The following is a 21,695-nucleotide window of genomic DNA, read 5'->3' as shown; positions in this document are numbered from 1 at the left end:
CTGCTATTCGGCAGCGGGTCCGCGCATCATTCCTACGATCCCCGAGCGGCCGACCTCGACGAGGCCCAATTCGCGCATCAGGGCGATGAAACTGTCCACCTTGTCGGGCGAGCCGGTCAGCTCGAACACGAAGCTCTGGGTGGTGGTGTCGACGACATTGGCGCGGAAGAGCTCGGCGATGCGCAGCGCCTCGACGCGCGCGTCGCCTTTGCCCGCTACCTTCACTAGCGCCAGTTCGCGCTCGACGTGCGCGCCGCTTTCGGTGAGGTCGATCACGCGGTGCACAGGTACCAGCCGTTCGAGCTGGGCGCGGATCTGGTCGATGACCGGCTCCGGACCACGCGTCACCACGGTGATGCGGCTGATGGCGTGGTCCTCGGAAATGTCGGCCACGGTCAGACTGTCGATATTGTAGCCGCGCGCGGTGAAGAGGCCAGATATCTTCGCAAGGATACCTGCCTCGTTGTCGACGATGACATTGAGCACGTGCCGCTCGGAGGATTGCTCGGCGATTTTCATGCACCGCGGTCCTGCCACACGGGCGCGAACATGCGGCCTGCGCCGTCATATTCGGCGACGAACTGGCGGCCGCGGCGCACGGCCTCGAAATTCTCGGTCTGGCGCGAGAGGTCCAGCCCCTCGTCGATGAGCAGCCAGCTCCCATCGTCCTGCGCCTGCGCCACATCGACGCCGAGGAAGCGCTGGCCCGTCTCCTCGATCCAGTCGAGCAGCTGATTCGCGTTTTCGCGCGTGTACCAATTGCGGCGCTGCGCCTTGGCGGCGAGCGCCGCTGGAAGTTCCTTCGAGATAACCATTATACGAGTGCCTTCGCTTCGTCGTCCATCGTGCCGCCGACCTGGTCGCCGTAGAGCAGCATATCGGTATGCGCCGCGCCGCTGGGGATCATCGGGAAGCAGTTTGCTTCCTTCGCCACCTGGCAATCGACCATCACCGGACCGTCATGCGCGAGCATCGCTTCGATGCCGGCGTCGAGTTGGCTTTCGTCCTCGATGCGGATGCCCTTCCAGCCGTAAGCTTCGGCCAGTTTCACAAAATCGGGCAGGCTGTCCGAATAGCTGTTCGAATAGCGGCTTTCATAGGTCAGTTCCTGCCACTGGCGGACCATGCCCATGTATTCGTTGTTGAGGATGAACACCTTCACCGGCAGGCGGAACTGGCTCGCGGTGCCCAGTTCCTGGATGTTCATCTGGATGCTCGCCTCGCCCGCGATGTCGATGACGAGACTGTCCGGATTGCCAAGCTGCGCGCCGATCGCTGCGGGGAGACCGTAGCCCATCGTGCCGAGACCGCCGCTGGTGAGCCACTTGTTCGGGCCCATGAAACCGAAATATTGCGCCGCCCACATCTGGTGCTGGCCGACTTCGGTGGTGATGATGGGGTCGCGGTCCTTAGTCAGCGCGAACAGGCGTTCGATGCTCTTCTGCGGCATGATCTGCTCGGACTTCTCCGGATAGGCGAGACAATCGCGCGCCTTCCAGCCGAGGATGCGCGCCTTCCATTCGGAGAGGTCGCGGCCCTTGCGGCTGCCCCAGCCTTCGAGCAGCTGGTCGAGCACATGGCCGCAGTCGCCAACAATGCCGAGGTCGATGGGGACAATCTTGTTTATCTGCGCGCGGTCGATGTCGATGTGGATTTTCTTCGCCTCGGGCGCAAAGGCGTCGAGACGGCCGGTCACCCGGTCGTCGAAGCGCGAGCCTATGGCCACGATGAGGTCGGCGCGGTTCATCGCCATGTTGGCTTCATAGGTGCCGTGCATGCCGAGCATACCGAGCCAGTCGGGATGGTCGGCGGGGAATGCGCCGAGCCCCATCAGCGTGCTCGTCACCGGAGCGCCGGTCGCGCGCTGCAGCTTGCGCAGGCTTTCCGAAGCGCGAGGCCCCGCGTTGATGACGCCGCCGCCGGTGTAGAACACGGGGCGCTCTGCCTTGGCGAGCATTTCCACCGCCTCGGCAATCTCGTCCGCTGCGCCGACCATGCGCGGCTGGTAGCGGTGCGAGGGAAGGGGTGTTTCGTCCTGATCGCTCCACTCGGCAAGCGCGATCTGCACATCCTTGGGAATGTCGACCACCACCGGACCCGGGCGGCCCGTGGTCGCAATGCGAAAGGCTTCCTCGATGGTGGCGCGCAGCCGCTCGGGGTCCTTCACGAGGTAATTGTGCTTGGAGCAATGGCGGGTCAGGCCAACTGTATCGGCTTCCTGGAAAGCATCCGTGCCGATGAGCGCGGTCGGCACCTGGCCGGTGATGACCACCATGGGGATGGAGTCCATGTAGGCATCGGCAATGCCGGTCACCGCATTGGTCGCACCGGGGCCGGAGGTGACCAGCACCACGCCGGGCTTGCCGGTCGAGCGCGCATAGCCTTCGGCTGCATGCGCCGCGCCCGCTTCATGGCGCACGAGGATGTGGCGGATGTCGCTGTCGGCGAAGAGTTCGTCATAGATCGGCAGCACAGCGCCGCCGGGATAGCCGAACACGAATTCGACTCCCTGCCGCTTGAGGCATTCGATCAATATGGCAGCTCCGCTGCGCTCTTCCGACACTGTTTCCTCCGTCACTAGACACATATCGGCCCGGCGCTGGGGTCGTAGCGCCGGGCCGACAGAGCTTTCGTATGGGAAACGAACAGTCCTCTGTCAACCAGTTCTGCGCAACAATGATACAAAAATATCGTATTCATCGATAGGTTTGTTATCGTCGCGCGGCCACGACTCCGGCGGCTGGTGCCTGAACCAGGTGTATTGGCGCTTGGCGTACTGGCGTGTCGCGCGCTGGCCAGCGACGATACATTCATCGCGCGATAGTTCGCCTTGGAGGAGGCCGGTGATCTCGGGCACACCGATGGCGTGCATGACGGGGAGGGCAGGGTCGAGATTTCGGGCGAGAAGCGCTTCGACTTCTTCCACCGCGCCGCCGTCCAGCATCATGACGAAGCGCCGATCGCAGCGCTCGTAGAGCCATTCCCGGTCGGGCAGCAGCAGCAGCGGGTAAAGCGAGATGGTCTCGCCGATACCGCCCACCTTATGGGCCTGCCAATCTTTCAGTGTCCGTCCGGTCGAGCGTACCACCTCCAGCGCGCGCGTGGTGCGCGAAGCATCGGCGGGTGCGAGGCGAGAGGCGGCTTCGGGGTCTTCCTTTTCGAGGGCAGCGCGCGCTTCACCTTGCGACAACCCGCGCACCTGCGCACGAACTTCGCCATCGATTTCCGGCACTGGCGCGATGCCGTCGAGCAGGGTCCGCATATACAGGCCGGTCCCGCCGCACAGGATGGGCACCGCGCCTTCCGCGTGCAGGGCGGCAATCTCGCGCTTGGCCGCAGCCGCCCAATCGGCCGCCGAACACGGTGTCGCGCCGTCCCATGCGCCAAACAGGCGGTGCTCGATGCCGCCCATTTCCTCTTTATTTGGACGGGCAGAGAGCACGCGCAGATCGGCATAGACCTGCGCGCTGTCGGCATTGAGTACGACCGCGCGCTTACCCTGTGCTTCCAGCCTCTGTCCCAGGCGGACCGCCAAATCGCTCTTGCCGCTGGCGGTCGGCCCTGCAATGAGCGCGACAGGTGGCAAATCAGGGGACGTATTGATGCTCATCGCACGGCTGATAGCAGAGGCTTCGAGTGTGGAAACCCGCCTCGACGCGGTGAGCGAGGCGCTCGGGCAAGCTGGCATGCCGGTGGCCGCAGCAGCCATGCTTGATTTCTGCAGCGATGTGCTGGAAATTTCGCTCCCCGGAGGCGAGGCCCGCGAGGCGGCCGCGATCCTGAGCGAACACTTCGGCGAGAGCGACCTTCTGGTGGCCGACCACGCCATCGAGATCCCGCGCCTGTTCGTTTCCGACATGGATTCGACCATGATTGGCCAGGAATGCATCGACGAACTCGCCGATTTCGCGGGCATCAAGGACAAGGTCGCCGATATTACCGAGCGCGCGATGCGCGGCGAGCTGGAGTTCGAAAGCGCCCTGCGCGAGCGCGTGGGCCTGCTCGAAGGGCTTGGCGAACGCGCCATCGACAACTGCCTTGCCGAGCGGATTTTCCCGGTGATCGGCGCGCGTACGCTGGTGCAGACGCTGAAGAGCAAGGGCTGCCGCACGGTGCTGGTGACCGGCGGGTTCCATCATTTTGCCGACCGCGTTGCCGACCAGCTCGGGTTCGAGCGAGTGGTGGGCAACCGGCTCGCGGTCTCGCAGGGCCAGCTCACCGGTAAGCTCGCGGGGCCCGTCAGCGATGCCTCGACCAAGCTCGCCACGCTCGAGGAAGAGCGCGAAAAGCTGGGCGAGGGCGCGCGTGTGCTGGCTACCGGTGACGGGGCGAACGACATCCCGATGATTGAAGCAGCAGATTACGGCATCGCCTATCGGGCCAAGCCCAAGGCACGCGATGCCGCCAATGGCCGGATTGCCAGCGAGGACCTGACAGTCATCCTCAAATTGTTGGGCATTCCGGAGAGCGACTGGGTGATGGGCTGATTTCGGTTTTGTTTCGGAACCGAAACCTGATATTGACACTTTTGTCAGTAGAGGCCCGCGCATGAACCAGCATTCGACCAACCGCCCCGACATCGAAGCTGCCAGTGACGGTACGCTGCTGCGCGATCCGCGCCGTCCGCAGCCGAAATATTCGCTCCCCAAGGCCTACGGCCACTTCCGCGACCTCTTGAAGGACAAGGAAGAGACGAGCCATGTCTTCAAGATTTTCGAATCGCTGCCCAGCAAGACCTTCATGCCCCGCGTGCGCGCACTCACGCTGAGCGAGCATGGCGAGAAGCTGCGCGCGGATGAACCATACTTGCCGCCTATTCTCGATGACCACGCGGCCTTGCGCAAATTGCCGAAGGGCACCGTCGCGCATGCCTATTGCGATTTCATGGAGACCGAGGGGCTGTCGGCCGCCGGGCTGGTGGAAGAGGCGGAAAAGCTCGGCAATCCGAAATATGGCGACCTCGTCGAGTGGTTCGGCTTTCGCCAGCGCGACACGCATGACTTGATGCATGTCCTCACCGGCTATGGCCGCGACGGGTTGGGCGAGCAGTGCGTGCTGCTCTTCACCCACGGCCAGAGCCCGAGCCACGGGCACTTGCTCATCGGCTATGCCGGAGCGCTGCAAATCAAGAAGACGGTCAAGAGCAAGGCTCCCGTCTTCAAGGCCTGCCGCCAGGCGCACAAAACGGGCGTTGCCTGTCCACCGCTGGTGGGAGTGTCCATCCGCGAACTGCTGGCGACCGACCTCGAAGAGGCGCGGGCGAAGTTCAACATTCCGGCCCCGCACTGGTACAAGGAATGCCACCGCATCTGGCGCAGCGAGGGTATCGACCCCTACGACCTGCTCGCAGAGCCGCAGCAGCCGGAAAAGCTGGCGGCCTAGCGCATCAAAGCCAGCTGGAAATCTGCTCCAGCGGTTTTTTCTTCAAGGCATGTGCCGGAACCGTCGCGCCCTCTGCAGGGTGACCCACGACGACAACCATCAGCGGCTTCTCGTGCTCGGGCCTTCCGCAAATCTCGCGCAGGAAACCCATGGGTGAGGGCGTGTGGGTGAGTGTTGCCAGCCCAGCCTCGTGCAGCGTCGCAATCAGCATGCCGCAGGCGATGCCGACGCTTTCGTTGACGTAGTAGTTCTGTGTTTTGCCGTCTTCCTCGATGCCGCCCTTGCGCTGGGCGAAAACCACGATGAGCCATGGCGCGGTTTCGAGGAAAGGCTTGTCCTCGTCCGTGCCGAGCGGGGCGAGGGCGTCGAGCCATTCTCCGCTTGCCTTGCCCGCGTAGAAATTGCGCTCTTCCTCTTCCGCAGCCTCGCGGATGGCGCGCTTCTTCTCTGGCGAGGAGACAACGGCGAAGTGCCAGGGCTGGTGGTTGGCGCCATTGGGTGCGGTCCCTGCGGCCTCGATGGCGGCTTCGATGATTTCACGCGGTACGGGCTCGCCCGAGAAATAGCGGCAGGTGCGCCGCTGCTTCAGCCGGTCGCGCAAAGCCTGCGCGCGGCTGACGGCATCCGCATCGTCCAGCCGTTCAAGCGAGTAAGGGACGCTATCGTGGTCTTTCACGTTCTCAGTTCCTTGCGTATCGCGAACTTGAGGCCCGACCAGACCTCGTCCACCGCGCATTTCTTCGTATCGACAAACCCGAGCGCGAGACCGGCTTCGCGGACATCGTGCTCCCCAATTTCGCTCGCTACGCCCGAGGCCTGCTTGGGCCAGCTGACCCAGACATGCCCGTCCTGCGCGATGCTGTTCCTCAGCACCTCAAGCTTTTCCGTCAGCGCGGCGCGTTCGGTTACAAAGATATGCGCCGCATCGGGAGCATCCTCCGGGCCTTCGACGAAGGTCAGTTCGAGCGCGTATTCGTCGATCTCGTCGATGACGTCTTCGGGCATGCCGTCGAACCACACGCGCTGCCCGTCGCGCAGCGAGAGTTTGTTGGCGAGCGGCGTTCCGGAATATCCTGCGGTCATGTCACCACCCTTGCATCACGCAATCGCCATAGTCGACCGCGAGATGCCACAATGCCCCCAGCCCGAAGGCGCGTGTCCACCAGCGCGGCACGGCGAGAAGAGCGACGTAGATTGCCGCAGCAATCCAGCCATGCAGCGGGTGAAAGCCGATGCTGCAGCGGTTCGGATCGAACATCGGGTCGGCCAGCAAGTGGTCGAGGTCGATGAGGTTCGCCGCCAGCATGACCGCGCCGAAACGCAGCCACTTCACGCCTTGCGTCAGACGCGCGAAGAGAAGCGGGGCGAGCCAGTGCCCGCCGTAATGCAGGATGAACTGGAGCAGCGCCAATTACGCTGCCTCAGCTCTCCATCCACTCGTCGAAGAAGCTGCGGTGTGCGGCGCGCATTTCGTCGACCGTCTTGCCGAACAGCGTGGAGCCGCCGGTCTTGCCGATGCGGCGGAAGCCGATGGAAGCAGTTTCGTCGTTTTCCGTACCCTTGGCGAGCGCCTCGTTGAGCGCCTGCGTGTCGGGGACCGTCACGACGTAACGGCCCTGGTCTTCGCCGAACCACCATGCGGCCTTGGAATATTCCTCGTTCCACTCGACCTCGGCGCCGATGCCGCCCGCCATCGCCATTTCGGCAAGGGCGATGGCGAGGCCGCCATCCGACACGTCGTGGACTGCGCTGACGAGGCCGTCGGCGATGAGCTGGAGGATAATCTTGCCCGCGTTCTTTTCGACTGTGAGGTCGGTCGGCGGGGTGCGGCCTTCGTCGCGGCCGTGGATTTCCGACAGCCACAGCGACTTGCCGAGATGCGAACGCTCTGGGTCTGCGGTCGCCCATTCCTCGGCGTGGATGAGGTATATCGCCTCGCCCTCGGCCTTGAACGGCATGGTCATCATGTGGTCGTAGTCGTCGATGAGGCCGACGCCGCCGATGGCAGGGGTGGGCAGGATGGCGCTGCCGCCGCCGGTTGCCTTGCTCTCGTTGTAGAGGCTGACATTGCCGCTCACGATCGGGAAGTCGAGCACGCGGCAGGCGCGGCCCATGCCCTCCAGTGCGTGGACGAACTGGCTCATGATTTCCGGGCGCTGCGGGTTGGCGAAGTTGAGGCAGTTGGTGACTGCCAGCGGACGCGCACCTACTGCGCAGAGGTTGCGATAGGCCTCGGCAATCGCCTGCTTGCCGCCCTCGTAGGGGTCGGCATGGACATAGCGCGGGGTGCAGTCGGTGCTGATCGCGAGCGCCTTCTTCGTGCCGTGGACGCGGACCACGCCCGCATCGCCGCCGGTCTGGAGCGTGTCGGCGCCGACCTGGCTGTCGTACTGTTCCGAAATCCACTTGCGCGAGGACAGGTTGGGCGAAGCGAGCAATTTCATCAGGTCGCCGCCGACATCGTCCGTGTCCGGGCGATTGGTCATCGGAGCGATGCCCGCCCACGCGGTGTATTCTTCCTTCGAGAGGTAGGGGCGGTCGTACTCGGGCGCATCGGCCGCGAGGGGGCCGAGCGGGATGTCGCACACGACCTCGCCGCCGAATTCGAGCACCATGTGCCGCGTATCGGTGACTTCGCCGATGACTGCGAAATCGAGCTCCCACTTCTCGAAGATGGCCGCAGCCATCGCTTCCTTGCCGGGCTTCAGCACCATAAGCATGCGCTCCTGGCTTTCGCTCAGCATCATTTCATAGGGCGTCATGCCCTCTTCGCGGCAGGGCACCTTGTCCATATCGAGGCGGATGCCGGCCTTGCCGTTGGTCGCCATTTCGACGCTGGATGAGGTAAGGCCCGCTGCGCCCATGTCCTGGATGGCAACGATAGCATCGGTTGCCATCAGCTCGAGGCAGGCTTCGATCAGCAGCTTCTCGGTGAAGGGATCGCCGACCTGCACCGTGGGGCGCTTGGCGTCGGCGTCTTCCTCGAAGTCGGCGCTGGCCATGGTCGCGCCGTGTATACCGTCGCGGCCGGTCTTGGAGCCGACATAAACGATGGGGTTACCCACGCCCGTCGCCGCGCTGTAGAAAATCTTGTCCGCGTCGGCGACGCCGACGGTCATCGCATTGACGAGGATGTTGCCGTCATAGGCCGGGTTGAAATTGGTCTCGCCGCACACCGTCGGCACGCCGACGCAATTGCCGTAGCCGCCGATTCCCGCGACCACGCCCTGCACGAGATGCTTCATCTTCGGATGCTCGGGACGGCCGAAGCGCAGCGCATTTGCATTCGCCACCGGACGCGCGCCCATGGTGAAAACGTCGCGCAGGATGCCGCCCACGCCGGTCGCCGCGCCCTGATAAGGTTCGATGTAACTGGGGTGGTTATGGCTCTCCATCTTGAAGATGGCGGCCTGACCGTCGCCGATATCGATGACGCCCGCATTCTCGCCCGGGCCGCAAATCACCCACGGCGCCTCGGTCGGCAGCTTCTTCAGATGGAGTCGCGAGGATTTGTAGGAGCAGTGCTCGCTCCACATCACCGAAAAGATGCCCAGTTCCACGAGGTTGGGCTCGCGGCCCAGCGCGTGGAGGACGCGCTCGTATTCTTCTTCGGAGAGGCCGTGCTGGGCAACGATGTCGGGAGTGATTTCGCTCATGGCCCGCGCCCTTAAAGGGCAGGGCGCGATGGCGCAATATCCATGCGACTTAGAGCGGTGGGCTGGCGACCCCCAGACCGACTTCGTCGCGGTGCCAGCGGGTCGAGCCGACCCAGTAGGCAAGACCAATCATCAGCGCGAAGGCGAACAGGCCCAGCAGCAGGAAGGCAGGGTCCGCGCTTTGCGGTTCAGGCCCGAACCAGTTGTAGGCCTGCATCGCGAGCATCACGACCGCGAGGATGACGGGCGGCAGCGAAGGACCCTTGGTGCGCCTCAGCCACCACCAGAAGGCGAGACCGAAAATGGCGAGTTCCACCACGATGGCGGCGACGGGGTAATTCCACAGGCCGAGCCCGATTTTCTCGCCTGCAGGCGTGATGGTCATGTCGGGACGGTGGCTAATCCAGTCGAGAACCCAGTGCGAGAGCACCACCAGCGCCGCCCATGTCGCGGCAACCGCATTGCGCAGCAGTATCGCCACGAGGAGGGCAAATCCGAAGGCCCATGCCGCCGTCCCGACGAGGCTATGCGTATAGGGCATGTCATAAAGGTCGAGCGGGTTCATCGCGGTGATGCCCGGAACCATCCGCAAATGCTCGATACCGCCGAGTACGAAGAGGAAGAAGGCGATGTCGACCAATTGGGCGGCGATAAACAGCGTGCCGAGTTTCGGGGCTTCGCTGGTGATGGCGCGCGCGGCGAAGGCCGGAGCCATGTGTCCGATGAACATTGTCCTGCTTCCCTCAGGCGAGCTTGGTTGCAGCGAAAGTGGCGATGGTGGCCGCGATGGCCGTGGCGAAGGCGCCCCAGCAAATGTCGGCAATCGTCACCGTGGTCGACCACTGTTTGAGCGTCGCCTGGTTGGTGAGGTCGTAGGTCGCGTAACAAATTGCTCCCAGCAGCGCGCCATTGAGCGCCGCTGCGCCAAGCCCGCCCGCAAGGCCCGGCCTAACGGCAAACCACACGATGGCGGCGATATAGGCGGTATAGAAAGCGAGCGCGGGCGCCATGCGGAAGCTGTCGGCCAGCATATCGCCCAGCCGCGGGCGATAGAAATTAGGCCCCGCCCAGCCGAGCCACAGCGCGTCCAGCGCGCCGAACGCCACGGCGGCCGCAATAAAGGCGACAATCCACGTCATATCCGCTCCCCGTTCTTTTCGCCTTCTTGACCGCGCGCCCGCGCCCCGTCAATGCTCCGCGGCGATGACAGAGGGTCAAGACAAACCGATTGGCGACATGAGCTTCGAAGAGGCTCTGCGCGAACTTGAACGCACCGTGCGTAGCCTCGAAAGCGGCGACGTGCCGCTCGATGAAAGCATTGCGCTCTACGAACGCGGCGAGGAATTGCGCAAGGCATGCCAGAAGCGGCTCGACGCGGCGCAGGCGAAAATCGACAAGATTGTCTCCGACAGCGAAGGCAAGCCGACCGGCACCGTGCCCTTCGATGCGGATAGCTGAGGCGTGAACGCGATGACCGCCATGCCCGACCGCCTTGCCGAGGCCTTCGAACAGGTCCAGCAGGATGTCGACGCGGCATTCGACGCCTTCCTTCCCGTTCCGCAAGACACGCGCGCAAGGCTGGTCGAGGCGATGCGTTATGCGGCCATCGGCGGCGGCAAGCGGGTTCGCCCGCTGCTGGTCTGCGCGACAGCCAAACTGTTCGGCGTGGACCGCGACGCTGCGGTAGCGGCGGGATGCGCGGTCGAGGCCATCCATGCCTATTCGCTCATCCACGACGATTTGCCCTGCATGGACGATGACGATTTGCGTCACGGAAAACCGACGCTGCACAAGGTCTATGACGAGGCGACCGCGGTGCTGGCGGGCGACTGCCTCCATGCGCTCGCCTTCGACATTCTCACCATGCCCGGCACCAGCAGCGACCCCTTCGTGCGCAGCGAATTGGTGGCGACGCTCGCCAAGGCCAGCGGTCATGCCGGAATGGCGGGCGGCCAGATGATGGACATCGTCTCGGACGAGGAAGAATACGACTTGCGGCAGGTCACGCGGCTGCAGCAGTTGAAGACCGGCGCATTGCTGGCGGCGAGCGTCGAGATGGGTGCCATCCTCGGCAAGGTCCCGCCCGAAGGCCGCGCCCACCTGCGCGCCTATGCCCGCGACATCGGCCTCGCCTTCCAGATTGCCGACGATTTGCTCGACGTAGAGGGTGACGAGACCAAGGCCGGCAAGGCGCTCCGCAAGGACGAAGGGCAGGGCAAGCAGACCTTCGTCACCCTGATGGGCCGCGAACCCGCACGGCAACAGGCCGAGATGCTGGTAGAGCAGGCAGGGCAACACCTCGCAGGCTATGGCGACGAAGCGCGCGTCCTCGTCGACCTCGCGCATTTCGTCGTGAAGAGGGACCACTGATGGCGACACGTATCGGTATCTACCCGGGCACATTCGACCCCATCACGCTGGGCCATGCCGACATTATCCGGCGCGGCAGCAAGCTGGTCGACAAGCTCATTATCGGGGTGACGACCAATCCGTCGAAAAACCCCATGTTCTCGACCGAGGAGCGCTTTGCCATGGTCGAGCGCGAGATTGCCGCCATGGGGCTCGATAACGTCGAGGTGGTCGGCTTCAACGCCCTGCTGGTGAAGTTCGCGCAGAAGATGGGGGCGAGCGTCCTTATCCGCGGCCTGCGCGCTGTCGCCGACTTCGAATATGAGTACCAGATGGCGGGCATGAATCAGCAGCTCGACGACGATATCGAAACCGTGTTCCTCATGGCCGATGTCTCGCTCCAGCCCATCGCCTCCAAGCTGGTCAAGGAAATCGCGCTGTTCGGCGGCGACATCACGCCCTTCGTCAGCAAACCCGTGTGCGAGGACGTGGTCGCGCGCGTCAAGGAAAAGGGGCGGCTGGGCGACTATTAGCTCCGTTCGTATCGAGCGAAGTCGGGATACGGTAATGTTGCGCCAGACCAGCGTGTCTCGACTGCGCTCGACACGAACGGTGGTGGATACTCGAATCCATTCATTGAACCGACAGCGCTGCGCCGCTAGGGCGTTTCGCATACAGGACAATTCGACGGAAATATGATGCTCAAGTCTTCGCTTGCCCTTGCTGCCGCTGCCCTTGCAGTCACGCTTCCGGTCTCCGCCATCGCGCAGGAAGCCGAGGCTGAGGCCGCGACCGCCTCGACCTTCAAATACGAGCCGGTCAATTACAATCTCAACGAAGACCGCGAGAACATCCTGTTCCTCGACCTGTCGAACGGCGAGCGTGTCGGCATTCGCCTGATGCCCGCATGGGCTCCCAACCATGTCGAACGTATCAAGACGCTCGCCGCCCAAGGCTTTTACGACGGTGTGATCTTCCACCGCGTCATCGAAGGTTTCATGGCGCAGACCGGCGATCCGACCGGCACGGGGCAGGGCGGCAGCCCGCTTCCCGACCTCAAGGAAGAGTTCAATCCGATGCCGCATATCCGCGGCACGCTCTCGATGGCGCGCGCCTCGAGCGAAGACAGCGCGAACAGCCAGTTCTTCATCGTGTTCTACCCGCGCTTCAGCCTCGACAAGAAGTACACCAACTTCGGCCGCGTGATTTCGAACATGGCCGCCGTCGATGCCATCAACCGCGGCGAACCGCCCGCAAACCCGACGCGCATCCTGCAGGCCTCGATGGCTTCGGAAAACAAGCCGGTTCCGGCCCCGATGCCCGCCGCCGCGCCTGCCATCATGGGCGAGGAAGAGGTCACGCTCGACGATTTGAACTCGTAAGGTTCAATTCCCGAGTTTTCTTGTGCGCAACCAGCGTATAGGGGCGCTGGCATGCGCGTCGACCTTTTCGATTTCGAACTTCCCAACGAACGTATAGCGCTGCGTCCGGCGCGCCCGCGCGATGCTGCGCGCATGCTGCTGGTGCGCGGGGGCGAGCCGCTCGCAGACCGCCATGTGCGCGACCTGCCGGACCTGCTGCAGCCGGGCGATGTGCTGGTCTTCAACGATACGCGGGTCATTCCTGCACAGCTCGAGGGCCGCCGCGGCGAGGCCAAAATCGGCGCGACTTTGCACAAGCGTGTGGACCTCCGCCGCTGGCAGGCCTTCATCCGCAACGCCAAGCGGCTGCGGTTGGGCGAGGTGGCCGAGTTTGGTGGGGGCGTGACGGCGGTTGCCGAAGAGCGTCTGGCCGACGGCAGCTTCATCCTCTTCTTCGAGGGCGAGGAGCCGGTCGAAGTCCTGCTCGAGCGCGCCGGCACCATGCCGCTGCCGCCCTACATCGCGGGCAAGCGTGAGACCGATGCGCAGGACCGCGAAGACTACCAGACCATGTTCGCCAAGGAAGACGGCGCCGTCGCCGCTCCGACGGCTGCGTTGCACTTCACCGACCGCCTGATGGCGAGCCTCGCCGAGCGGGGCATCGCCACCGAAACGCTCACTTTGCATGTTGGCGCAGGCACCTTCTTGCCCGTAAAGGCCGACGACACCGACGACCACCAGATGCATTCGGAATGGGGCCGCATCGAGCAGGACACTGCCGACCGCCTCAACGCGGCGCGCGCCAAGGGTGGCCGCATCATCGCAGTGGGCACGACCAGCCTGCGCCTACTCGAAAGCGCGACCGGCGCGGACAAGGTCATTCGTCCCTTCGCCGGCGACACCGACATCTTCATTACGCCTGGCTACACCTTCAACGCCATCGACGGGCTGATGACCAATTTCCACCTGCCCAAGTCGACGCTCTTCATGCTCGTCAGCGCGCTGATGGGCCGCGAGCGCATGCAGCAAGCCTATGCCCATGCGATTGCGGAAGAGTACCGCTTCTATTCCTATGGTGACTCCTCGCTCCTGCTGCCGTAACGCTCGCTCGCATGAGTGAAGCCATCCTCGAGCTCGACGGTCTTTCCAAGGTCTATCCCGGCGGGCTCAAGGCCCTCGACGATGTAAACCTCACCATTCGCAAGGGCGAGATTTTCGCGCTTCTGGGGCCTAACGGTGCGGGCAAGACGACGCTTATCGGCGCGGTCTGCGGGCTGGTTCGCCCGACTTCCGGCACCATCCGGGCCTTCGGGCACGACCTCGCGACCGACTGGCGCAAGGCCCGCGCGCGCATCGGGCTGGTGCCACAGGAATTGTCGACCGACATGTTCGAGCCGGTCCAGCGCGCGGTGGCCTATTCGCGCGGGCTTTTCGGCCTCGCGCCCGACCCCGCACGCATCGAGGAAATCCTGCGGTCGCTCAGCCTGTGGGACAAGAAGGACGAGCGCATCATGGCGCTGTCGGGCGGGATGAAGCGCCGCGTGCTGATAGCCAAGGCGCTGGCGCACGAGCCCGACCTCCTGTTCCTCGACGAACCCACCGCTGGCGTCGACGTCGAACTGCGCAAGGGCATGTGGGCCATCATCGACCAGATGCGCGCCAAGGGCGTGACCGTCATCCTCACCACCCACTACATCGAAGAAGCCGAGGAAATGGCCGACCGCGTGGGCATCATCCGCAAGGGCCAGCTCATCATGGTCGACGAAAAGGAAGCGATGATGGCGCGGTTGGGGCGGACCGAGGCGCATATCTCGCTCGCCAGCCCCTTATCCGAATTGCCGCCTGCGCTAGCGCAATATCCGATTGAGCTGGAGGAGGGCGGCACCTCGCTTTGCTATCGGGGCGGCGACGGGACAGGACGCGGCAAGGCAGAAGTCGCCGACATCACCAAGGCGCTGATTGGCAGCGGTATCGATTACAAAGGCATCGACGTGCGCGAGAGCAGCCTGGAGGACATCTTCGTGTCCTTGCTGGGCGAGGAAGAGGAACAACCGGCATGATTGGCTGGCGGTCAACCTGGTCCATCTACACGCGTGAGTTGATGCGTTTCCTGCGCACGGCGTTCCAGTCGGTGCTCGCGCCCGTGCTGACGACCTCGCTTTATTTCATCGTCTTCGGCGCGGCCATCGGCGGGCGCATGCCCGACCTTGGCGGAGTGGATTACGGGGCCTTCATCATCCCCGGCCTCCTGATGCTGACCCTGCTCGGCGAGACGACCAGCAATTCCAGTTTCGGCATCTACATGCCGCGCTTCACCGGCACGATTTACGAGCTGCTAAGCGCGCCCGTGGGTGTGGCCGAAACGCTCATCGGCTTCGTCGGGGCAGCGATGACCAAGAGCCTCATCCTCGCCGCCATCATCCTGCTCACCGCGCGCCTGTTCGTCGATTATTCCATCGCGCACCCGCTGCTGGCGGTGCTCTACATCATGCTGGTGGCGGCCGCCTTCAGCCTGTTCGGCTTCATCCTCGGCATTTGGGCGGACAATTTCGAGAAACTGGGCATCATCCCCATGCTCTTCCTCACCCCGCTGACGTTCCTTGGTGGGACCTTCTATTCCATCGACATGCTGCCCAAGCCCTGGGACACTATCGCGCTGGCCAATCCCATCGTCTACCTTGTGAGCGGCCTGCGCTGGACTTTCTACGGCAGCAGCGATGTGAATATCTGGGTCAGCTTCGGCATCACGCTCGGCTTCCTCGCCGCCTGCACTGCGGTCATCGCCTACATTTTCAAAACCGGCTGGCGATTGCGCGCCTGAACAAAATTTAACGAAACTTGCTGCGTTAAGCATTTTCCATTCAGAGTCGCGCAAGCAATTGCGGCGCAGATAGGGCGCAGTCCGCATTCAGGAGCGGACCTGAAAATGAGGGAAAATAATGAAGACCAAAGCATTCCTGCTCGCCGCAACCACTGCAGGCGCAGCATTCGCCCTTCCGACCGCAGCGCAGGCGCAGGACGTCCTGCCCGGTGAAGGCTTCATCGGTGTCCAGGCTGGTGTCCACGACCTCGATCTCGGCGAAATCGAAGACGGGTTCGACATCGACCTCGAGAGCAGCGGCACCATCGTCGGTGCATTTGCAGGTTACGACCTTCCGCTCGGTCCGGGTGCATTCGTCGGCGCGGAAGTGAACTACAACTTCGGCTTCGGCGCGATCGATAGCGAGTACGGCATTGCCGGCCGTCTCGGCGCAAAACTGCCCGGCGGTGCGAAGATTTATGCTCGCGGTGGTTATCAGGAAGTCGAATTCGACCTGTCCGAGATTACCGGTGTAGATGACGAAACCATCTTCGACGGTCTCGATGATAGCGATGGCGACTATATCCTCGGCCTCGGCGCAGACTTCGGCCTCGGCAACACGCTGCTGCGCGTCAATCTCGACACGGTCAGCTTCGACACCGTCCGCGCGACTGCGGGTGTCGGCTTGAAGTTCTAAGCGGGACTTCTTCGCTGATTTTGGGGGCGGGTCTCGGACAGAGGCTCGCCCCTTTGCTTTGCGGGGGTAGCGGGGCGGCGCAGCAACCGCTAGGCGGCGCGGCATGATGCGTTTCAGACTTCCCCTCATGCTCGCCGCGATGTGCCTTCCAGCCGTTCCTGCCGCCGCGGAACTGCCCGAAGGCGTGCAAGCGATGATCGATGCCGCAATCGCTACCGGCGATGCGGGTAAGGTCGAGACGGTGCTTGAACTTGCGCGTCTAACCAATCCCGACGAGGCGGACGCACTCGATACGATCGCTGCGCAATGGAAGGCGGCGCAGACAGCCAAGGCAGCCGAGACGAAGGCTGCAAAGGAAGAGGAAATCCGGACAGCCGGAATCCTCGAACTGTGGAGCGGCGAAGGCGAGATTGGCGCTTTCCAGTCCACCGGGAATACCGACAGCCTTGGTATCGCAGCCTCGGTCAAGGCCAAGCGCGAAGGCCTGAAATGGAGTCACCACCTGCGCGCCCGTGTCGATTTGCAGCGCCAGGATGGCGAGACCAAGCGCGAACAATTGCTCGCCGCTTATGAACCGCGCTGGCAATTCAGCAATGACATGTTCGTCTATGGCCTCGCGCAGATTGAGCGCGACCGGCTGCAGGGCCTCACGCGCCGTTATGCGGTGAGTGGCGGCCTCGGCTACAAGGTCTTCGACCGCGAGGGATTGAAGCTCGCCATCAAGGCCGGCCCCGCATACCGTGTGACCGATTACACCGACGGCACCAGCGCGAGCCGCATTGCCGGCCTTTTCGGCGCGGATTTCGACTGGGAAATCGTCAAGGGCCTCACCTTCACGCAGGATGCCAACGCGCTGGCAGAAGGCGGGGGCGAAGTGCAGGTGCTGGTCGACGGCAGCAACACGTCGATCAACCTCGTCAGCGGGCTCGACTTCAGGATTTCCGAAAAACTACGTTCGCGCCTGTCCTATGCAGTCGACTACGACAGCAACCCGCCCGAAGGCGCTGTCGGCACCGACACGCTGACCCGCTTCACTGTTATCTACGGCTTTTGACCACGATGAGCACACGCTTCGCATTCGACATCCATGCCCGTGACGGCGCGGCGCGCACCGGCACCATCCGGATGCTGCGCGGCGATATCCGCACGCCTGCCTTCATGCCCGTCGGCACGGCGGCTACGGTCAAGGCGATGAAGCCCGAAGCCGTGCGCAAGACTGGCGCGGACATCATCCTCGGCAACACCTACCATTTGATGCTGCGCCCGGGTGCGGAGCGGGTGGCGAAACTTGGCGGCCTTCACAAATTCATGAACTGGCATCGGCCCATCCTCACGGACAGCGGCGGCTACCAGGTGATGAGCCTGTCGGACCTGCGCAAGCTGACCGAAAAGGGCGTCGAATTTCGCAGCCATATCGACGGCTCGAAACATATGCTCACGCCCGAGCGCAGCATGGAAATCCAGCGCCTGCTCGGCAGCGACATCGTCATGGCCTTCGACGAATGCCCGCGCGCCGACCGGCCGCGTGACGAGATTGCCGCGAGCATGGAAATGTCGATGCGCTGGGCCAAGCGCAGCCGCGACGGTTTCGACAGCGGCGGCGAGCATGCCGCGCGCTCAGCACTCTTCGGCATCCAGCAAGGTGCACTCGACGAGGAATTGCGCAAGATCTCCGCCGAGAAACTCACCGAAATCGGTTTCGACGGCTATGCCATCGGCGGGCTTGCCGTGGGCGAGGGGCAGGAGGCGATGTTCGCCACGCTCGACTTCGCGCCGGGGCAGCTACCCGAGGACCGCCCGCGTTACCTGATGGGTGTGGGAAAGCCCGACGACCTCGTCGGTGCGGTCGAGCGCGGGGTCGACATGTTTGACTGCGTGCTGCCGAGCCGCTCGGGACGCAACGGACAGGCGTTTACTTGGAACGGCCCGCTCAACATCCGCAACGCCCGCCACGCGGAGGACACCGGGCCGCTCGACGAGCGCTGCTCATGCGACACCTGCGGCACCTACAGCCGCGCCTATCTCCATCACCTCAACAAGGCGGGCGAAATCCTCGGTGCGATGCTGATGACCGAGCACAACATCGCCTTCTACCAGCAGCTGATGCAGGCGATGCGCGATGCAATCGGGGAGGGACGCTTTGCTGCCTTCGCCGCGGATTTCCGTCGCGACTACCTGGCCAAGGATAGCTGATGGGCTGGAGGCGCGCAGCGGTCGTTGGCGCCTCCGGAGGTATCGGCGCTGCCCTGTGCGACAGGCTTGAGAAGGGCGGAACCGAAGTTCATCGTTTCTCCCGCCGCGGGCGAGGTCACATCCCGCTCGACCTTACCGACGAAGCGAGCATCGCCGCAGCCGCCGACGCGGTGCGCGAGCATGGCCCGTTAGACCTCGTATTCGTGGCGAGTGGTTACCTGCACGAGGATGGAGAGGGGCCGGAAAAGGACTGGCGCCATCTCGACGCCTCCGAACTGGCGCGCAATTTCGCCGTCAACGCTGCGGGACCGGCGCTGGTGGCGAAGCATTTCCTGCCACTGCTCGCGCGCGAAGGCAGGACCGGCTTTGCCGGACTTTCCGCGAGGGTGGGGAGTATTTCGGACAATCGTCTTGGTGGATGGTACGGCTATCGTGCCAGCAAGGCTGCACTCCACCAGGTTATCCGGACACTTTCGGTCGAACTGGCCCGCAAAAGGCCCGATGCCTTCTGCGTCGCCATGCATCCGGGTACGGTCGATACCGACCTCTCCAAACCCTTTCAGGGCAACGTCCCCGAGGGCAAGCTCTTCAGCCCGGACTATTCGGCGCAGCAATTGCTCGCGGTGCTCGAATCGCTTGAACCCGCGCATAGCGGGCGCATATTCGCATGGGACGGCAAGGAAATAGAGCCCTGAGCGCGCACCTGATGCGCCAGGGTTTCGGGAGCATCGGATGGGTTGGCAAAACAATAGCAACGTCTGGCGGATGCGCCCCGCGAACCAGAAACGCGAGGCGGACAATCGCGAAATCGTGTTGCTGGTGCTGCTCGGCTTCATCTCCATCCTGCTGTGGCACTCGCCCTACGGCGGCTATCTCCTCTATCCCTTCAGCATACTCGCGACATGGTTCCACGAGATGGGTCATGGTCTTGCCGCGATGGCGTTCGGGAATGATTTCGAGAGGCTCGTGATCTTTCCCGATGGCTCGGGCTATGCGCTTCATATCGGCGAAGGCGAGCCGGGACGCGTTTCGCAGGCTGCCATCGCTGCGGCAGGCCTCCTCGGGCCGACGGTCGCGGGGTGCCTGCTCATCCTCGCGTCGCGCGCCCACAAGATGACCAAGGGGGCGTTGATCGCGCTTGGCGTGGCGCTGATAGGTTCGACACTGATCTGGGTGCGCTCGACAACGGGGTGGATGGTACTGCCTGCACTCGGGGCGATATGCCTCGGCCTCGCCTTTTATGGCCGCGAGCAACACCGGCGCTTTTCCGTCCAGTTTCTCGGCGTGCAGGGGTGCATCAGCATCTACCGCGATTTCGGCTATCTCTTCACCGAAGGCGGCATGATGGAAGGGCGCATGCAAATGTCCGACACCGGCCATATCGAGCAGGCACTCGTCCTGCCCTACTGGTTCTGGGGCGGGCTGATTACCGCGCTGATCATTGTGATGGTGTTCTACGCGCTGAAAATCGCGCACCGGCGCTAGGTTGCCCCGGCTTCGCGCATTTCGAGGACTGTGCCGCGATAGGCGACGAACCTGCCCAATGCATCGGTGAAGCCTGCACCGATACGGTTGGCCTGGCGCTGTGCTTCGGCGAGGGTGGCGTACCATTTCCCCGCACGGTCGCGGGTGACGAAACGATATTGTGTCATAGTATCATCGAAACGCCTAAGTGGCGGAATCGGTTTCGTAAAATGCGACGAACCGAGTGACGCGCAAACGAAAAGGGCGGCCCCGAAGGACCGCCCTTTTGCTGTTCCGTTGCCGGACCGATTAGCGCGAGTAGAACTCGACGACCAGGTTCGGTTCCATGGTGACCGGGTAGGGCACTTCGTCGAGCTTCGGCACGCGGGTGAAGGTCACCTTGTCGTTGCCGTCGGGTGCGACGTAATCGGGAATTTCACGCTCGGGCAGGCTCTGGGCTTCGATGACGAGAGCCATTTCCTTAGCCTTGCTGCCGAGGCTGACGACGTCGCCGACCTTGACGCGGGCCGATGCGATGTTGGTCTTCACGCCGTTCAGGTAGATGTGGCCGTGGCTCACGATCTGGCGGGCCGCGAAGATGGTCGGTGCGAACTTGGCGCGGTACACAACCATGTCGAGACGCTGTTCGAGCAGGCCGATCAGGTTCTGACCGGTGTCGCCCTTCATGGCCGACGCTTCCTTGTAGGTGCGCTTGAACTGCTTCTCGGTCACGTCGCCGTAGTAGCCCTTGAGCTTCTGCTTGGCGCGCAGCTGCAGGCCGAAGTCGGACATCTTGCCCTTGCGGCGCTGGCCGTGCTGGCCGGGGCCATACGAACGCTTGTTGACCGGGGAATTCGGACGACCCCAGATATTTTCACCCATCCGGCGGTCGAGTTTGTACTTGGCGCTCTTGCGCTTCGACATAAGTCTTTCCTTCAATTTGCTTGAGCCACCCCATCGGTGGCCATCCAACCCGGCATCGCACCACCTGAACCAGAAAGTTCGGGCGCGGCCACCGCTTCACCGGGGTGCGGGGCCAATCAGCGAAGGCGCGCGAATAGCAGGATTGTGCGCCGCGTCAACCTTCGAAACGCCTTGTTAGGAGAGGTCATCAATTCCCTCAGTCGCTGAGACTGACTTATCAAAAGATACAATCCTGCGCAAATTTGTTGCGCATTGGCCGCATTAACCAACTGCGTGGCTCTTGGCAAAATTCCTGTGTTGATCGAATAGCACACTGGAAGGATAGGCGCGCTCCCCACGCCCCGACCGGGGCTGGCTTGAAAACACAAAAAGGAAATAAAATGCGCAAGTTCGCAGTAGCAACCGCAGTGGCCGTCGCTGCCCTCGCAACCCCCGCCGCCGCACAGGACGGTGGTGAAGTCCGCGTCGAAGCGCGTGGCGGTATCGTGTGGGCCTATGACGAAAGCGAAGCAACCGCCGGTGCTGCCATCGGTTACGATTTCGACCTCGGCGAAACGCTGTTCGTTGGTGTCGAAGGATCGCTCGACAAGGTTCTCGTCGACGGTGCAGATGCCGTTTTCGGCGTGAGCTCGCGTCTCGGCACGACGACGTCGGACGCTGGCAAGCTCTACGCGACGCTCGGCTACACCTTCGAGAACGACAGCTTCTACGATTCGATCGTTCTCGGCGCAGGTTATGAGCACAAGCTCAACGACACCATCTATGTTGGCGCTGCATACCGTCACTTCTTCAGCGACTTCGGTGATCTCGACGCTGCAACCGTTTCGGTCGGCGCTGCCTTCTAAGGCGCACGACGCGAGTAAATGGGG

Annotated in this window: 27 protein-coding genes; 15 read left to right on the top strand and 12 right to left on the bottom strand. The window is 63.3% G+C overall.

All coding sequences use genetic code 11. From position 1 onward, the window contains the following. Positions 1-3 precede the first annotated feature (3 nt). The 4 genes from ilvN to miaA form a co-directional block, all read right to left on the bottom strand. Entirely contained in the window at positions 4-519 is a 516-nt protein-coding gene (ilvN, locus tag K3152_RS05220) for an acetolactate synthase small subunit (RefSeq protein ID WP_221573004.1), read from the bottom strand. After that, positions 516-815, bottom strand: a complete 300-nt coding sequence (locus K3152_RS05215; protein ID WP_221573002.1) for a hypothetical protein — start codon at positions 813-815, stop codon at positions 516-518. The genes ilvN and K3152_RS05215 overlap by 4 nt, the downstream gene beginning before the upstream one ends. Continuing rightward, positions 815-2,563, bottom strand: a complete 1,749-nt coding sequence (gene ilvB, locus K3152_RS05210; RefSeq protein WP_221573000.1) for a biosynthetic-type acetolactate synthase large subunit — start codon at positions 2,561-2,563, stop codon at positions 815-817. Before ilvB ends, K3152_RS05215 begins: the two co-directional genes overlap by 1 nt. A gap of 93 nt (positions 2,564-2,656) precedes the next feature. Next, positions 2,657-3,610: a tRNA (adenosine(37)-N6)-dimethylallyltransferase MiaA gene (gene miaA, locus K3152_RS05205; protein ID WP_221572999.1), complete on the bottom strand. Its 954-nt coding sequence runs from the start codon at positions 3,608-3,610 to the stop codon at positions 2,657-2,659. Between miaA and serB the strand changes: the two genes are divergently transcribed. Then, entirely contained in the window at positions 3,603-4,487 is an 885-nt protein-coding gene (gene serB / locus K3152_RS05200) for a phosphoserine phosphatase SerB (protein ID WP_221572997.1), read from the top strand. The genes miaA and serB overlap by 8 nt on opposite strands. A 61-nt stretch (positions 4,488-4,548) precedes the next feature. Beyond that, entirely contained in the window at positions 4,549-5,382 is an 834-nt protein-coding gene (locus K3152_RS05195) for a Coq4 family protein (RefSeq protein WP_221572995.1), read from the top strand. A 4-nt stretch (positions 5,383-5,386) separates the two neighbouring features. Here K3152_RS05195 and K3152_RS05190 read toward each other — a convergent pair whose 3' ends face one another. From K3152_RS05190 to K3152_RS05165, 6 genes are read right to left on the bottom strand one after another with little or no spacing between them, the layout of a single operon-like run. Then, positions 5,387-6,058, bottom strand: coding sequence for a nitroreductase family protein (locus tag K3152_RS05190; protein WP_221572993.1), 672 nt, complete (start codon positions 6,056-6,058; stop codon positions 5,387-5,389). Next, on the bottom strand, positions 6,055-6,465 hold the full coding sequence (locus K3152_RS05185) for a DUF3052 family protein (protein WP_221572991.1): 411 nt from the start codon (positions 6,463-6,465) through the stop codon (positions 6,055-6,057). Before K3152_RS05185 ends, K3152_RS05190 begins: the two co-directional genes overlap by 4 nt. A 1-nt stretch (position 6,466) precedes the next feature. Further along, the gene (locus tag K3152_RS05180; RefSeq protein WP_221572990.1) at positions 6,467-6,793 is read right to left on the bottom strand and encodes a DUF6122 family protein; all 327 of its coding nucleotides are present in this window, start codon (positions 6,791-6,793) and stop codon (positions 6,467-6,469) included. A 10-nt stretch (positions 6,794-6,803) separates the two neighbouring features. Next, positions 6,804-9,038, bottom strand: a complete 2,235-nt coding sequence (purL, locus tag K3152_RS05175; RefSeq protein ID WP_221572988.1) for a phosphoribosylformylglycinamidine synthase subunit PurL — start codon at positions 9,036-9,038, stop codon at positions 6,804-6,806. Between the two features lie 49 nt (positions 9,039-9,087). Continuing rightward, positions 9,088-9,768 (bottom strand): metal-dependent hydrolase, encoded by a 681-nt coding sequence (locus K3152_RS05170; protein ID WP_221572987.1) that lies wholly within the window; start codon positions 9,766-9,768, stop codon positions 9,088-9,090. A 13-nt stretch (positions 9,769-9,781) separates the two neighbouring features. Next, positions 9,782-10,177: a DUF2177 family protein gene (locus K3152_RS05165; protein ID WP_221572985.1), complete on the bottom strand. Its 396-nt coding sequence runs from the start codon at positions 10,175-10,177 to the stop codon at positions 9,782-9,784. 64 nt (positions 10,178-10,241) lie between these two features. On the opposite strand from K3152_RS05165, the gene K3152_RS05160 reads away from it, so the two are divergent. From K3152_RS05160 to K3152_RS05105, 12 genes are all read left to right on the top strand, one after another. After that, positions 10,242-10,496, top strand: coding sequence for an exodeoxyribonuclease VII small subunit (locus K3152_RS05160; protein ID WP_040964063.1), 255 nt, complete (start codon positions 10,242-10,244; stop codon positions 10,494-10,496). Between the two features lie 21 nt (positions 10,497-10,517). Next, positions 10,518-11,408, top strand: a complete 891-nt coding sequence (locus tag K3152_RS05155; protein WP_221573101.1) for a polyprenyl synthetase family protein — start codon at positions 10,518-10,520, stop codon at positions 11,406-11,408. Then, positions 11,408-11,920 carry a pantetheine-phosphate adenylyltransferase gene (coaD, locus tag K3152_RS05150; RefSeq protein ID WP_221572984.1) on the top strand — a complete coding sequence of 171 codons (513 nt, stop codon included), beginning with the start codon at positions 11,408-11,410 and terminating at the stop codon, positions 11,918-11,920. Before K3152_RS05155 ends, coaD begins: the two co-directional genes overlap by 1 nt. Positions 11,921-12,082: 162 nt before the next feature. After that, a complete protein-coding gene (locus tag K3152_RS05145; protein ID WP_221572982.1) occupies positions 12,083-12,769 on the top strand; it encodes a peptidylprolyl isomerase in 687 nt (228 codons plus the stop codon). Positions 12,770-12,820: 51 nt separating this feature from the next. Next, a complete protein-coding gene (gene queA / locus K3152_RS05140; protein WP_221572981.1) occupies positions 12,821-13,849 on the top strand; it encodes a tRNA preQ1(34) S-adenosylmethionine ribosyltransferase-isomerase QueA in 1,029 nt (342 codons plus the stop codon). A gap of 11 nt (positions 13,850-13,860) precedes the next feature. After that, the gene (locus tag K3152_RS05135) at positions 13,861-14,808 is read left to right on the top strand and encodes an ABC transporter ATP-binding protein (protein WP_221572979.1); all 948 of its coding nucleotides are present in this window, start codon (positions 13,861-13,863) and stop codon (positions 14,806-14,808) included. Then, on the top strand, positions 14,805-15,569 hold the full coding sequence (locus K3152_RS05130) for an ABC transporter permease (protein ID WP_221572977.1): 765 nt from the start codon (positions 14,805-14,807) through the stop codon (positions 15,567-15,569). The genes K3152_RS05135 and K3152_RS05130 overlap by 4 nt, the downstream gene beginning before the upstream one ends. A 118-nt stretch (positions 15,570-15,687) precedes the next feature. Next, a complete protein-coding gene (locus tag K3152_RS05125; RefSeq protein WP_221572975.1) occupies positions 15,688-16,245 on the top strand; it encodes a hypothetical protein in 558 nt (185 codons plus the stop codon). Positions 16,246-16,348: 103 nt separating this feature from the next. After that, positions 16,349-17,299: a DUF481 domain-containing protein gene (locus tag K3152_RS05120; protein WP_221572973.1), complete on the top strand. Its 951-nt coding sequence runs from the start codon at positions 16,349-16,351 to the stop codon at positions 17,297-17,299. A gap of 5 nt (positions 17,300-17,304) precedes the next feature. Then, entirely contained in the window at positions 17,305-18,438 is a 1,134-nt protein-coding gene (gene tgt / locus K3152_RS05115) for a tRNA guanosine(34) transglycosylase Tgt (protein ID WP_221572971.1), read from the top strand. Further along, the gene (locus K3152_RS05110; protein ID WP_221572969.1) at positions 18,438-19,133 is read left to right on the top strand and encodes an SDR family NAD(P)-dependent oxidoreductase; all 696 of its coding nucleotides are present in this window, start codon (positions 18,438-18,440) and stop codon (positions 19,131-19,133) included. Before tgt ends, K3152_RS05110 begins: the two co-directional genes overlap by 1 nt. Before the next feature lie 37 nt (positions 19,134-19,170). Next, entirely contained in the window at positions 19,171-19,923 is a 753-nt protein-coding gene (locus K3152_RS05105; protein WP_247713150.1) for a M50 family metallopeptidase, read from the top strand. Here K3152_RS05105 and K3152_RS05100 read toward each other — a convergent pair. Together K3152_RS05100 and rpsD are read right to left on the bottom strand one after the other, a co-directional pair. Next, the gene (locus tag K3152_RS05100) at positions 19,920-20,090 is read right to left on the bottom strand and encodes a hypothetical protein (RefSeq protein WP_221572968.1); all 171 of its coding nucleotides are present in this window, start codon (positions 20,088-20,090) and stop codon (positions 19,920-19,922) included. The two genes, K3152_RS05105 and K3152_RS05100, sit on opposite strands and share 4 nt — an antisense overlap. 121 nt (positions 20,091-20,211) lie before the next feature. Then, a complete protein-coding gene (gene rpsD / locus K3152_RS05095; protein ID WP_221572966.1) occupies positions 20,212-20,826 on the bottom strand; it encodes a 30S ribosomal protein S4 in 615 nt (204 codons plus the stop codon). 380 nt (positions 20,827-21,206) lie between these two features. On the opposite strand from rpsD, the gene K3152_RS05090 reads away from it, so the two are divergent. Continuing rightward, entirely contained in the window at positions 21,207-21,671 is a 465-nt protein-coding gene (locus K3152_RS05090; protein ID WP_221572958.1) for an outer membrane protein, read from the top strand. Positions 21,672-21,695: the final 24 nt, after the last annotated feature.

It is taken from the genome of Qipengyuania polymorpha, assembly GCF_019711435.1.
GTDB lineage: Bacteria > Pseudomonadota > Alphaproteobacteria > Sphingomonadales > Sphingomonadaceae > Qipengyuania > Qipengyuania polymorpha.
Note: the sequence above shows the minus strand (reverse complement) of the source record. Positions and strands in the feature narration are given on the sequence as shown.